Origin of the sequence: Roseburia porci (genome assembly GCF_009695765.1) — a bacterium.
Lineage (GTDB): Bacteria > Bacillota > Clostridia > Lachnospirales > Lachnospiraceae > Roseburia > Roseburia porci.
Genome location: NZ_VUNI01000005.1, coordinates 96859 through 110117, shown reverse-complemented (window position 1 = coordinate 110117; position 13259 = coordinate 96859). Strand labels below are relative to the sequence as shown.

At 43.0% G+C, this 13259-nt stretch carries 13 protein-coding genes; 12 read left to right on the top strand and 1 reads right to left on the bottom strand.

What is annotated here, in order from left to right:
* Positions 1-112 precede the first annotated feature (112 nt).
* The 8 genes from FYJ75_RS04740 to FYJ75_RS04710 all read left to right on the top strand — a co-directional run bounded on the left by FYJ75_RS04740 (position 113) and on the right by FYJ75_RS04710 (position 8709).
* Positions 113-2761, top strand: coding sequence for a valine--tRNA ligase (locus FYJ75_RS04740; RefSeq protein WP_154429309.1), 2649 nt, complete (start codon positions 113-115; stop codon positions 2759-2761).
* A gap of 164 nt (positions 2762-2925) precedes the next feature.
* The gene (locus FYJ75_RS04735) at positions 2926-4317 is read left to right on the top strand and encodes a FapA family protein (RefSeq protein ID WP_154429308.1); all 1392 of its coding nucleotides are present in this window, start codon (positions 2926-2928) and stop codon (positions 4315-4317) included.
* A 179-nt stretch (positions 4318-4496) separates the two neighbouring features.
* The gene (locus FYJ75_RS14295; protein ID WP_195838943.1) at positions 4497-4646 is read left to right on the top strand and encodes a hypothetical protein; all 150 of its coding nucleotides are present in this window, start codon (positions 4497-4499) and stop codon (positions 4644-4646) included.
* An 11-nt stretch (positions 4647-4657) separates the two neighbouring features.
* Complete coding sequence (locus FYJ75_RS04730; protein ID WP_154429307.1) at positions 4658-6025, top strand: tetratricopeptide repeat protein; 1368 nt, start codon at positions 4658-4660, stop codon at positions 6023-6025.
* A gap of 339 nt (positions 6026-6364) precedes the next feature.
* Complete coding sequence (locus FYJ75_RS04725) at positions 6365-6679, top strand: STAS domain-containing protein (RefSeq protein WP_154429306.1); 315 nt, start codon at positions 6365-6367, stop codon at positions 6677-6679.
* Between the two features lie 6 nt (positions 6680-6685).
* On the top strand, positions 6686-7144 hold the full coding sequence (gene spoIIAB, locus FYJ75_RS04720; RefSeq protein ID WP_195838942.1) for an anti-sigma F factor: 459 nt from the start codon (positions 6686-6688) through the stop codon (positions 7142-7144).
* On the top strand, positions 7134-7925 hold the full coding sequence (locus FYJ75_RS04715; protein WP_235907007.1) for a SigB/SigF/SigG family RNA polymerase sigma factor: 792 nt from the start codon (positions 7134-7136) through the stop codon (positions 7923-7925). Before spoIIAB ends, FYJ75_RS04715 begins: the two co-directional genes overlap by 11 nt.
* Positions 7926-7941: 16 nt before the next feature.
* Positions 7942-8709 (top strand): HAD family hydrolase, encoded by a 768-nt coding sequence (locus FYJ75_RS04710; protein ID WP_235907006.1) that lies wholly within the window; start codon positions 7942-7944, stop codon positions 8707-8709.
* On the opposite strand, the gene FYJ75_RS04705 is transcribed toward FYJ75_RS04710, so the two are convergent.
* Positions 8703-9131, bottom strand: coding sequence for a hypothetical protein (locus tag FYJ75_RS04705; RefSeq protein ID WP_154429305.1), 429 nt, complete (start codon positions 9129-9131; stop codon positions 8703-8705). The genes FYJ75_RS04710 and FYJ75_RS04705 overlap by 7 nt on opposite strands.
* A gap of 185 nt (positions 9132-9316) precedes the next feature.
* Here FYJ75_RS04705 and FYJ75_RS04700 point away from each other — a divergent pair, with 185 nt between their 5' ends.
* The 4 genes from FYJ75_RS04700 (at position 9317) to FYJ75_RS04685 (ending at position 13086) form a co-directional block, all read left to right on the top strand.
* Positions 9317-10399, top strand: coding sequence for a C39 family peptidase (locus FYJ75_RS04700; RefSeq protein ID WP_154429304.1), 1083 nt, complete (start codon positions 9317-9319; stop codon positions 10397-10399).
* 72 nt (positions 10400-10471) lie between these two features.
* Positions 10472-10942, top strand: coding sequence for a hypothetical protein (locus FYJ75_RS04695; protein WP_154429303.1), 471 nt, complete (start codon positions 10472-10474; stop codon positions 10940-10942).
* A 130-nt stretch (positions 10943-11072) separates the two neighbouring features.
* The gene (udp, locus tag FYJ75_RS04690) at positions 11073-11852 is read left to right on the top strand and encodes a uridine phosphorylase (RefSeq protein WP_154429302.1); all 780 of its coding nucleotides are present in this window, start codon (positions 11073-11075) and stop codon (positions 11850-11852) included.
* Positions 11853-11889: 37 nt separating this feature from the next.
* Positions 11890-13086 (top strand): phosphopentomutase, encoded by a 1197-nt coding sequence (locus tag FYJ75_RS04685; RefSeq protein WP_154429301.1) that lies wholly within the window; start codon positions 11890-11892, stop codon positions 13084-13086.
* Positions 13087-13259: the final 173 nt, after the last annotated feature.

The window sequence follows — 13259 nt, the reverse complement described above, 5'->3', positions numbered from 1 at the left end:
ACAAGAGGTGTTCGGGAGATTTCCCTGACATGAACAAAGGTGGTACCGCGTTAATTCGCCCTTTATGTTTTCGGACATAAAGGGCTTTTTGTTTTATGAGAAAGGAAGAAAAATGAGCAAAGAATTATCAAAAACTTATGATCCGAAAGATATTGAAGATCGTCTTTACAAAAAGTGGGAAGACAATGGCTATTTTCACGCAGAAGTAGACCGCAGTAAAAAACCGTTTACGATTGTGATGCCGCCACCAAATATTACAGGTCAGCTTCACATGGGACATGCACTGGATAATACCATGCAGGATATTCTGATTCGTTATAAGAGAATGCAGGGATACAATGCTTTATGGCAGCCTGGTACCGACCACGCATCCATTGCGACAGAGGTAAAAGTAATCCAGTCCCTCAAGAAACAGGGAATAGACAAACATGATCTTGGCCGTGATGGGTTCCTGGATAAATGCTGGGAGTGGAGAGAAGAATACGGCGGACGTATCATCAAACAGTTAAAGAAGATGGGATCTTCTGCTGACTGGCAGAGAGAACGCTTTACCATGGATGAAGGCTGTTCAAAGGCTGTCCAGCAGGTATTTATCAAATTATACGAAAAAGGATGGATATACAAAGGCTCCCGTATTGTAAACTGGTGTCCGGTCTGCAAAACTTCTATATCTGATGCAGAAGTAATCCATGAGGAACAGGATGGATTTTTCTGGCATATTAATTATCCGGTTGTTGGAGAAGAAGGAAGATTTGTCGAAATTGCAACAACACGTCCGGAAACACTTTTCGGAGATACCGCAGTTGCTGTGAACCCGGATGATGAGAGATATCAGGACATCATCGGAAAAACATTAAAGCTTCCGATGACAGATCGTGAGATCCCGGTTATTGCGGATTCTTACGTAGATAAAGAATTCGGTACAGGATGTGTAAAGATCACACCGGCGCATGACCCGAACGACTTTGAGGTCGGAAAACGTCACAATCTGGAAGAAATCACGGTTATCAACGATGATGCCACAATGAATCATTATGCTGGAAAATATGAGGGCATGGACCGCTACGAATGCCGTAAACAGTTAGTAGCAGATCTGGATGCACAGGGACTGCTCGTAAAAGTGGTACCACATTCTCATAACGTTGGTACACACGACCGTTGTGGAACAACAGTTGAGCCAATGGTAAAACAGCAGTGGTTCGTTAAGATGGATGAGATGATCAAACCGGCAGTAGAAGCTGTAAAGAATGGGGAGATTGAACTCCTTCCAAAACGTATGGACAAGACTTATTTCAACTGGACAGATAACATCCGAGACTGGTGTATCAGCCGTCAGCTCTGGTGGGGACACCGTATTCCGGCATATTATTGTGATGAATGCGGAGAGATGGTAGTTGCTCTTGAAAAACCGGATGTATGTCCAAAATGTGGATGCAAACATATGACACAGGATCCGGATACACTGGATACCTGGTTCTCATCTGCACTCTGGCCATTTTCAACACTTGGCTGGCCGGACAAGACAGAAGATCTGGATTATTTCTATCCAAATGATGTTCTGGTAACCGGATATGATATTATTTTCTTCTGGGTAATCCGTATGATCTTCTCAGGATATGAGCAGATGGGCAAAGCGCCGTTCCATACTGTATTATTCCACGGACTTGTTCGTGATTCACAGGGACGTAAGATGAGTAAATCCCTTGGAAATGGTATTGATCCGTTAGAGGTTATTGACAAGTATGGCGCAGATGCACTTCGTCTGACTCTGATCACAGGAAATGCACCGGGAAATGATATGCGTTTCTACTGGGAGCGTGTCGAAGCATCCAGAAACTTCGCAAATAAAGTATGGAATGCTTCCCGTTTTATCATGATGAATCTGGATGGAATGGAAGTAACCGAGCCATCACTGGATGAACTCAGACCAGCAGATAAATGGATTCTTTCCAAAGTGAATACACTTGCAAAAGATGCAACTGAGAATATGGATAAATTTGAACTTGGTATTGCAGTTCAGAAAGTTTATGACTTTATCTGGGATGAGTTCTGTGACTGGTATATTGAGATCGCAAAAGTCCGTACCTATAAGAAAGAAGAAAATCCGGAATCTGCAAATGCCGCACTTTGGACATTAAAGACCGTTCTGACAGAGGCATTAAAACTGTTACATCCATATATGCCGTTTATTACCGAGGAGATTTTCTGCACACTTCAGAGTGAAGAAGAGACAATCATGCTTTCAAAGTGGCCGGAATACAAAGAAGAGTGGAACTTCCCGGAGGATGAGGCTGTAATTGAGCATTGTAAGGATCTTGTAAAAGGCATCCGTAATGTCCGTACCGAGATGGATGTTCCACCATCAAGAAAAGCGAAACTTTTCATTACATCTGAGGATGCACAGGTTCGCAAGATTTTTGATGAGAACAAAGAAGTATATGTAAATCTTGCATCTGCAAGTGAGATCACGGTTCAGGCAGATAAGAGCGGAATCGGTGAGGACGCTGTTTCGGTTGTGATTCCAGGCGCAGTACTGTACCTGCCATTAGAAGATCTGGTTGATTTTGAAAAAGAAAAAGAACGTCTGAACAAAGAAAAAGACAAACTTACAAAGGAGCTTGCACGCTCCAGAGGAATGCTCTCAAATGAGAAGTTCCTCAATAATGCAAAACCGGAAAAAGTGCAGGAAGAAAAAGACAAACTTGCAAAATATGAGCAAATGATGGCTCAGGTGGAAGAACGTCTTGCACAAATGAAATAACGAGAAAACTTACCTGCAAAAAGGGGACAGAGAAGGCAGCTGAAAAAGACAGCTGCCTTTTCTGTATTTTGGAATTGCAAAGCTGCCTGGAAAATGGTACGATAAGAATGAAATTTGTAGTTACAATGCTGATGAGAAACAGATACTAGGAGCAGTGAAGGGTTATGGATATACAGAAGAGGAATGAGCCTACAGTTCGAATTTCATACGATGAAATGGAAGCATACCTCACGCTGTCTGTGATCGTTCCAGAGGGGGGCTATCAGTTATCCGATATTCTCGATATACTGGAAAAAAGTGGTGTAAAGGCCGGAATTGATCAACAGGCGATCAAGCGGATGATCCAGGAAAGAATATATGGAAGAGAAGTTCTTGTAGCAGTAGGAACGCCGGAGCAGAATGGGGATAATGCATATTTTGAATATAATTTCGACACGGACCTGAATCATAAACCACAGGTTCGACCGGATGGTTCGGTGGATTACTGGAGCATCCATATGGTGGAAATTGTAGAACAGGGACAGGTAATTGCTATTTATCATGAGCCGACAGAAGGACAGAACGGTTTTACGGTAAAAGGCAGGATACTGCTGGCGAAGAACGGAAGACCGCTTCCGCCGCTTGTTGGAGTTGGATTTGAAAAGTCGGAGGATAATCAGGTCTATACATCAACATTAGATGGAAAGATCGAGATGAAGAATGGCCGAATTATGATCAGTTCGGTGCATGAAGTTTTTGGGGATGCTGACATGAACACCGGTAACATTGACTTTCGCGGTGATGTGATTATTCACGGAAATGTTGCGGCTGGAATGAAGATTTATGCATCCGGAAGCATCACGATCGATGGATTTGCAGAAGCATGTGTTCTGCGGGCCGGAAAGGATATTGTAATCCGTGGCGGAATGATTGGCGCACAGAAAGGCGCGATCAGGTGCAGTGGTAATCTGTTCATTAAATTTGCGGAATATGCGCAGATCGAATGTGATGGCGCAATACAGACATGTGCATTTTTAAACAGCAAAGTAACTTGTGGTGACCGTGTATATGCAAATGGAAGCAAGGGCGTAATCATTGGTGGAATGGTTTATGGAGTTCGTGGAATTGATGCCAATGTAGCAGGAAATGAAAAAGAAGTGAATACTGAACTGGTATCCGGAGCGGGAATCGCAACAGTTACCAGAATCAAAGAGATCGAGGCAAAGATCGAACAGATTGATCAGGAGATTACAAAGGTCGAGACGGCAATTCATCTGATCGAGGAAAGAGCAAAGGAACAGAATACAGATGCAAAGAATGATCCGACAAGAGTTTCTCTGCTTCGTACAAAGATTGTAAAACAGGCGGATCTTGGTTCTGCACAGGATGAACTTTCCAAGCTGATGTGTGTTGCAGAGAATGCCAAGGATGCACTGATCCGGATTTATAAGGATGTCTATCCAGGGGTAACTGTATATATCAATGATCAGAAGAAAAAGATCACAGAACAGCAGAGACAGGTGGAATTTGAAGTCTCCAGTGGAAAATTAAGAATGTATCAGATAGAAGACGACTGATTTTGACCTGGAAAGTCACTTTTTTGTAATTTTTGCGATAAAATTTAAGAAAACTTAAGAGAATTACGCTTGCATAATCAAGCCACTATATTATAATAGGTTAAGAAAATATAGTGGCTTTTTTGTTTGGCTTAAAACAGACAGGCAGATAAGGCTTTTTATCATATTGGAGGCAGAAAATGATCAACTTTGAAGAAGAATTAAAAAATTATCAGCCAAGTATCGAAGTAGACGAGGCTGAATCCGCAATATATAATCATAATTTAACAGATGTGACTGACATTATCGCCGAGATGATGCGTGATTTGAAGCAGAATAACGGTCGATAGGGAGGTTTATGATGATTTGTTATCAGTGTGGAATGGATGCCGGTAAGGAAGAATTTTGTCCGGGATGTCATGCAGATCTGCGGATCTTCCGGAAAATCGAACATATATCGAATGCATATTATAATGATGGACTGCAGAAAGCAAATGTAAGAAATCTTTCAGGTGCGGTCATTAGTCTAAAGCAGAGTCTGAAATTTAATAAATATAATACCGATGCGAGAAATCTGCTCGGACTGATCTATTATGAAATGGGCGAAGTGGTGGAAGCGCTCAGCGAGTGGGTAATCAGTAAGAATTATCAGCAGCAGGATAACCGTGCAAGTGGATATCTTGACGCGATACAGAAGAACCGGAGCACGCTTGAGAATATCAATCAGACAATCAAAAAATACAATCAGGCGCTTGCCTACTGTCACAATGGAAGCAGGGATCTTGCAGTAATACAGTTGCGTAAGGTTTTAAATATGAATCCAAATATGCTGCGTGCACAGCAGCTTCTGGCGCTCCTTTATATGGAAGACGAGAAGTACGATCAGGCGAAAAAGACACTTCGCGCAGCTGGTAAAATTGACACAGATAATACTACAACGCTGCGTTATCTGAAAGAAGTAAACGCAAGATTGAAAGAGAAGAATACCGGAAAGAAGAAAAAGGATGATGATCTTATTTCTTATCAGAGTGGAAATGAAACCATCATTATGCCAAAACGGTTTAAAGAATCTTCGATCGGTTCTACTTTGATCTATATTCTGATCGGACTTGTTGTCGGAGTTGCGGTAACCGCATTTTTGATTGTTCCGGGAGTGAAAGCCGGTTTCCAGGCTGAATCAAAGAAACAGCAGCTGGAGGCAACAGACACGATTAACACCAACAATCAGACGATTGAATCACTGAACAAACAGATCAGTGATATGCAGGCACAGCTGGATTCTGCGCAGAGCAATCAGGATGAAGTACAGACACAGATCAATTCTTATGAAGGTCTTCTGAATGCGTATGTCACATTTACAGGCGGCGATGTACTTGCAGCCGGTGATGCACTTGCAGCGGTTGATTCCAGCAAGCTGAGTGAATCGGCACAGGGAGTTTACAATACGATCAAAGACCAGGTTGATCAGAAATATAAAGAGACACTGTACAATACCGGATATTCAGCTTATTCCAAAGGGGATTATGAGACTGCAATCAATGATCTGAAGAAGATTACGGATATGGATGAAGCATATTCAGACGGTTCGGCAGCATATTATCTTGCCCAGTCTTATCGTAAGAGCGGCGACACAGAATCTGCAAAGCCATATTATCAGTATATTATTGATAATTATCCGGATACAGAACGTGCATCAACTGCAAGAAGTTATGTAGATGCACAGCAGTAATACAACAAATCAATATTGAGATTACAAAAGACGTCAGGCCATGAAGTTGGCCGGCGTCTTTTTTTAATAAATATATATTCGGGCAATTGCCAAACGATTGAACTTTAAATTGAGCATGTACTGTGAGTACAGATAACTCGCAGGTGCTTCAGAGCGGCCGGTACTTAGTGCCCGTACAAAAGTCATAGGATGTGGTTCGCATAAAATGCGAACTATATCTCGTTGCCAGCGATGAGCAGCGAGAGCGTGCCTGCGATTATCTGTACTCACAGTACATGCTATAGTAAGTCTAAAGTCGTTTGGTAATTACCTGTTAATATATTTTAGGGAAGGAGAAATATGGAACAGCAATTTACAGTGAATGGAGAGAAACTTGTAGTAAAAATGCCAAGAGAACTGGATCATCATTATGCGACCGGATTATGTTCACAGATCGATCTTATGATCGATGCCTACAGCATCCGGAAGCTGGTATTTGACTTTATGGATACCGAATTTATGGACAGTTCCGGAATCGGGGTCATTATTGGAAGAACAAGAAATATTGGTTTTCTTGGCGGCAAAACATACGCCATACATTTGAATGGTCAGATCCGGAAAATATTTCATGCATCCGGACTGCAGAGAATTGTGCAGACCGAGGGGGAGGAGTGAGTGATTATGAATAAAAATGTGGAGAAAGAAATACAGCAGAATCACATGCAGATCAGGTTCGATGCAAGATCAGTCAATGAAGGACTGGCAAGAATGATGGTGGCAGCTTTTATGACGGAACTGAATCCGACGATTGAAGAGCTGGCTGATGTGAAAACTGCAGTATCGGAGGCAGTGACGAATGCGATCATTCATGCATATCAGAAAGAGACAGAACAGGTGGAACTGATCTGTGACCGAAAAGATGAAGAACTTACAATACAGATCGTAGATCATGGAATCGGGATGGAAAATGTTGAGCAGGCTATGGAACCTTTTTATACCACAAAACCGGAACTTGAGCGCTCCGGGATGGGATTTGCATTTATGGAGGCATTCATGGATCAGGTCAAAGTGGAGTCCGAGCCAGAAAAAGGAACCAGGGTAACGATGAAAAAAAACATAGGGAGTCCGATTGAACGTTAATGGCAGTACGAAGGAGAAAACAGATTCTGAAAGTCAGATGGAATGGAAGCAGAGACTGCATATGGCACAGGAGGGAAATAAAGAGATCCGGGATGAACTGATGGAAGAAAATATGGGATTGGTATATCTGGTCTTGAAACGTTTTGGAAACCGTGGGCATGATATGGAGGAACTGTTTCAGATTGGAGCGATTGGTCTGATGAAAGCGATTGAGCGGTTTGACCTGGAGCGAAATCTTGCCTTTTCTACCTATGCAGTTCCTATGATTACCGGAGAAATCAAGCGTTTTCTAAGGGATGACGGCATGATCCATGTGAGCCGCCAGCTAAAAGAGAATGCAAGGAAGATCGCTATCATCCGGGAAGAACTGAAAAAAACAATGAATCATGAACCAACGTTAAAAGAACTCGAACATGCAACACAGCTGTCCTCCGAGGAAATCATGCTTGCAATGGGGGCCATGGCAGAAGTGGATTCTATTTCAAGGCCACTGACGGCAGGCGCAGGCCATGAAGAAGGATCCGGACTGACGATTTTAGATCAGCTGGAAGATCACAGGGAGACAGAAGACCGGATTATTGACCGCATCGCGGTACGTCAGCTTCTGGACAAGCTGGATGAAAGAGAACGGCAATTGGTGGAACTTCGGTATATGGAAGGCAAAACGCAGGCACAGGTGGCAGGAATTCTTGGAATGAATCAGGTTGCAGTTTCACGCCTTGAAAAGAAAATTTTACTTCATTTAAGGCAGGAATTGACGTATAATGAAAGATATTTTTAAGAAAAGAGGAAAAGCAATGTACATTTTAGAGGAAGCAGTACTTCCGATGAATTATGAGAATTATGTTTTTGATCTGTATGGAACACTGGTCGATATCCATACAGAGGAAGACCTTGATCTGGTATGGGAGAAGTTAAGTCTGTTTTATGGATATTATGATGCACATTATACACCGGAGGAATTAAAGCAGGAATATCAGAATCTGGTAAAGGGAAAAGAAGCGGAAATGAAACAGGAGATGTTAGACACTTCCGTGGAACGCTATGCACATGAAGCATTTCCGGAACTGGAGATTACGGACGTTTTTCAGAAACTGTTTGAGAAGAAGGGGGTACAGGCAGAGCGTGAGCTTTCGGTTCATGCGGGACAGTTCTTCCGCGTGTTAAGCACAGACTATGTGCGGGTATATGATGGAACTAGACAGATGCTGTCCGCTTTGAAAAATGCAGGCAAACATGTTTATCTGCTTTCGAATGCACAGCGTATTTTTACAGAATACGAGATGCATGTGTTGGATATTGCAAAATATTTTGATACGATACTGATTTCTTCCGATTATGGAACGAAAAAGCCTGACCGGCGCTTTTTTGATCTGCTGACCGAAAAGTGTGGATTAGACGTGAAACAGTCACTTTTTATTGGAAATGATTCACGGACAGATATTGCGGGGGCAAAAGCAATTGGAATGGACAGCTTTTATGTGTGCTCGAATATCTCGCCACACAATGATGCTGCACCGGATGCAAAATATCAGGTGAATCATTTCCAGAAATGGGGTTATTGAGTAATCTGATCTTTGTATTTTTCGTAAAGATCTTTGATCTCCTGGGTTTCGCTGTCGGTGAGCATGTTTTGTGCATAGGATTTGAGTCCTTCGGTGTCACCGCTTGCGAGGTAGGAAGATGCTTCCTGAAGGGTAGACGGCGAAATATGGTTGTCTATGATATCTAAGGCGGCATCCTGATCGGCAGAACTCATAGAGTCCCAGATCTCCTGGGCGTTTATGGTAGTTCCATCTGGAAGAGTTGTGTCTGCATTGATCTGGGACTGGATCAGTTTTTCGGTCAGTGCAGATACGGCCTTGTCTTTAAACGGTTCGTAAACATAGGTTTTGGCTAACACGATAATGACTGCGATAATCGCAAAAGTACACAGGATTGGCAGAATGGTGCCAAGAATACTTTTTCTTTTCTTTTTCTTACTCATGTAGATCCTCCTTTAGCGTTTCTCTGACTTTTTTAAAGAGTATTTCAATTCTATCATAAAAAAATCCATAAGTTGGGAAAAACACAAAATATTAAGAAAAATTTCATTGTTACCGTTAAAAAAACTTGGTATAATGGGCGTTGGCGACTTAAGAAAAGTTTTTATATAGAGAACAGGTAAGAGAAATGAAGAAAAAAGACAATGAGAACCCGGTTGTGGTTGTTGATAATAGAGAAAAAAGACGTATCAGAGCAAGAAAACGTGCACGTAAGAGAAAAATCGTAACGGCACTTGCCATCATTGCGGCACTTCTTGCCGGGTATGCAGCAGGGCGTTACCAGTATCTGGTAAAGGAAGCGTTTGCCGGAGAGAAGGTAGCTGCCAAGGATCAGAATACGGATGTTGTGCAGGACACCAGTGCTGTGGAACAGGTGCAGGAACCACAGACGGAGAGTGCGGAACTTTCCGGATATGATCCGGCGTATGAACCGGCTGAATTAGTAGATTATGGAGTAGAGGTGCAGACTCCGGTGGATTACAGTCTTTATGAGGCTTTAAAGGTGATCCGGAGCAGGGAAGATGTCGATGAACGTTACAGCAAGATACTCGAGGATCCCTCCATTTATCCACAGAAAATGCTGATCAACCTTGCAAATAACCCGGAGGAACTGGATTTTGTATATAATTATCCACAGGACTCTTCCGATAATAGTCATGCAGTGCTTTCGGCAGAAGAGTTAACCGGAAAATGCCCACTGTTTCTGCAGTGGGACAGACGCTGGGGCTATCTGGCATATGGATATGAGGACGAGAAAGAAGACGGTGAAAACGTAGACAGCAATATTGCAATCAGTGGCTGCGGTCCGACAGCGCTTGCTATGGTTATCGTCGGACTTACCGGCGATACGAGCGTGACACCGGCAACGGTTGCAGACTATGCGATGAATAACGGACATTATATGAATGGAACCGGTACTGCATGGAGCCTGATGTTAGAGGGAGCGGAGGCGTTTGGTCTTACATCAGAGCGCTCTGGAATTAATCCGACAACGATGAAAAAGGAACTCGATAAGGGCGCATTTTTGATTTTTTCCATGCAGCAGGGCGATTTTACAACCGGTGGACATTTTATTGTTGTGTATGGTTATGATGAGAACGGATTTTATATTAACGATCCGAACTGTGTTGCAAGAAGTCATGTTCAATGGACATATGATCAGCTTGCAGGTCAGATCAAAGGTGTATGGTCTTTGAAAAAAGGTGCTTGAATTTTTGGGTTTGTAGGACTAGAATTAAGTTAGATACAACAAACTGGTCTTATAAATGGAGGTATCATGAAAATGACAAATTCAAGCGAGTGCCTCGACGACATTCGGGACAAGATGAAACAGGAATCCAAAGAGTATGAATCGCAGAATCCGGATAAGATCCCATTCAGCAGATTGAAGAACAGGAAGAAAGTGGAACTTCAATTTGAAGATGGAGCTGTGGTGCTGCCGACAATGGATCAGCTTTTTCTTGAGACAAAACAGGGAAAGCTTTTCTGGCAGTGGGTAGATATGAAGTATCAGAGCATGGAAAAACACTATGTGTATGAGACTTATTATGATTCTGCGTATATTCAGATTGAAGCACTGGAACGAATGGACCCATATGGTGGTGAAAAAATTACTTACAAGGTTGCCTTTCATCCGATGCATGGGATGGACGCAGGATATACAACTTCAAAGCATGAATACAGAAAGTTTCTTCCGATGATGCATGAGAACAGCAGAAAAGTGCTGGAAAAATACCATTCTGTTTCTGCGTAAGAGAATGCAAAAGAATACATTTAAAGAATGCAAAGCTGTTTTGGATACGGCTTTGCATTTTTAGTCTATAATTTGTTTTTCATACGGTATATAATAAAAGTATCAAATACGTGGCACAAGGGGGACGATTATGCAGAATTATTCAGGTGAAGAGGGCTTACAGTATCATTTACAGATCAGACGTGGAGATGTCGGACGTTATGTAATACTTCCCGGAGATCCGAAAAGATGTCAGAAGATTGCAGAACATTTTGATGATGCAAAACTTGTGGCAGACAGCAGAGAATTTGTAACTTACACCGGTTATCTGGATGGAGAGAAGGTAAGTGTGACATCCACCGGAATCGGAGGACCTTCTGCTTCGATTGCTATGGAGGAACTGGTACGCTGTGGTGCAGATACATTTATCCGTGTCGGAACCTGTGGCGGAATTGATCTCGATGTCAAAGGCGGAGATATTGTGGTAGCCACCGGAGCAGTGCGCATGGAAGGCACAAGCAGAGAATATGCACCGATCGAATATCCTGCGGTTGCAGATCTGGATGTGGTAAATGCGCTGGTCGCTTCCAGCAAAGAGCTTGGTTATACGTATCATACCGGTGTGGTCCAGTGTAAGGATGCGTTTTATGGACAGCATGAGCCGGAGCGTATGCCGGTAAGCTATGAGCTTATAAATAAATGGGAAGCGTGGAAACGTATGGGATGTAAAGCATCGGAGATGGAGTCGGCCGCATTATTTATCGTTGCGGCTCATCTTAAGGTGCGTTGTGGATCGGAATTCCTTGTTATGGGCAATCAGGAGAGAAATGCACTTGGCATGGAGAATCCGATCGTGCATGATACAGAGGCTGCAATCCGGATTGCAGTCGCTGCACTTCGAAGACTGATACAGGAAGATAAAAACAAGTAGTATCATCTGACAGTTGAAGTTGTAAGGGGGAAAGGAAATGGAACCGAAAAAATATAAACGAATTTTTACAATTGTAATCGATTCATTAGGCGTTGGCGGAGCAAAAGATGCAGCTGCATATGGAGACGCAGGTACAGATACGCTCGGACATATTGCAGAATCGGTTGACCATCTTGCAATTCCAAACATGAGAAAGCTTGGAATTGCCAATATGAAAGAATTAAAAAACATTGCACCTGTTGAGAAACCTCTGGGGTATTTTACGAAAGTGAATGAGGCAAGTACGGGAAAAGACACCATGACCGGTCACTGGGAGATGATGGGACTTCATATTACGAAACCATTCCTGACATTTTCGGAGCATGGATTTCCAAAGGAGCTGATCGAGGAGCTTGAGAAACGTACAGGACATAAAGTCATCGGAAACCGGAGTGAGAGCGGAACCGTGATTCTGGACGAGCTCGGAGAAGAAGAGATCGCGACCGGACATATGATTGTATATACATCTGCGGATTCGGTTCTTCAGATCTGTGGAAACGAAGAGACATTTGGACTGGACGAATTATACCGGTGCTGCAAGATCGCCAGAGAGATTACCATGAAGGACGAATGGAAGGTTGGAAGAGTCATCGCAAGACCTTATGTCGGCAAGAAAAAGGGAGAATTCAAGCGCACCAGCAACCGCCATGACTATGCATTAAAGCCATTTGGAAAAACGGCCTTAAATGTATTAAAAGATGCCGGATACGATGTGATCTCGGTTGGAAAAATCTGCGACATTTTTGATGGAGAAGGAATTACGGAATCAAATAAATCCAAGAGCTCCGTACATGGAATGGAGCAGACCATTGCAATCGCAGAAAGGGATTTTACCGGATTGTGTTTTGTAAACCTGGTTGATTTTGATGCATTGTGGGGACACAGAAGAAACGTCAAAGGATATGCACAGGAACTGGAACGCTTTGATGTAAAACTGGGAGAACTGCTTCAGGTATTGCGAGAGGATGACCTTTTGATCATCACCGCGGACCACGGCAATGATCCGACCTATACCGGAACAGACCATACAAGAGAACAGGTGCCGTTTCTGGCATATTCCCCATCGATGAAGTCATCGGGAAAACTGGAAGAGCCGCCTACATTTGCAATTATAGGTGCAACGATCGTGGATAATTTTGGTCTTACCATGCCACAGGATACGATAGGCTATTCCGTACTGGAGCAGTTGATATAGCAGGCATTTGCAAATTGAGCATGTACTGCGAGTACAAGTGACGCGCAGGCGCTTCAGAGCGGCCGGTACTTCGACGTCTTATGTACCGCTGCCAGCGATGAGCAGTGAGAACGTGCCTGCGATCATTTGTACTCGCAGTACATGCTATCGTTAGTATTGTGAAAGTTCTGCAA

Bases quoted from the DNA above. Each gene is read 5' to 3' on its own strand.
- FYJ75_RS14295 (WP_195838943.1), top strand. From the start codon at position 4,497: ATGATCAACTTTGAAGAAGAATTAAAAAATTATCAGCCAAGTATCGAA.
- FYJ75_RS04735 (WP_154429308.1), top strand. From the start codon at position 2,926: ATGGATATACAGAAGAGGAATGAGCCTACAGTTCGAATTTCATACGAT.
- FYJ75_RS04705 (WP_154429305.1), bottom strand. From the start codon at position 9,131: ATGAGTAAGAAAAAGAAAAGAAAAAGTATTCTTGGCACCATTCTGCCA.
- udp (WP_154429302.1), top strand. From the start codon at position 11,073: ATGCAGAATTATTCAGGTGAAGAGGGCTTACAGTATCATTTACAGATC.
- FYJ75_RS04725 (WP_154429306.1), top strand. From the start codon at position 6,365: ATGGAACAGCAATTTACAGTGAATGGAGAGAAACTTGTAGTAAAAATG.
- spoIIAB (WP_195838942.1), top strand. From the start codon at position 6,686: ATGAATAAAAATGTGGAGAAAGAAATACAGCAGAATCACATGCAGATC.
- FYJ75_RS04695 (WP_154429303.1), top strand. From the start codon at position 10,472: ATGACAAATTCAAGCGAGTGCCTCGACGACATTCGGGACAAGATGAAA.
- FYJ75_RS04730 (WP_154429307.1), top strand. From the start codon at position 4,658: ATGATTTGTTATCAGTGTGGAATGGATGCCGGTAAGGAAGAATTTTGT.
- FYJ75_RS04710 (WP_235907006.1), top strand. From the start codon at position 7,942: ATGTACATTTTAGAGGAAGCAGTACTTCCGATGAATTATGAGAATTAT.
- FYJ75_RS04700 (WP_154429304.1), top strand. From the start codon at position 9,317: ATGAAGAAAAAAGACAATGAGAACCCGGTTGTGGTTGTTGATAATAGA.
- FYJ75_RS04740 (WP_154429309.1), top strand. From the start codon at position 113: ATGAGCAAAGAATTATCAAAAACTTATGATCCGAAAGATATTGAAGAT.
- FYJ75_RS04685 (WP_154429301.1), top strand. From the start codon at position 11,890: ATGGAACCGAAAAAATATAAACGAATTTTTACAATTGTAATCGATTCA.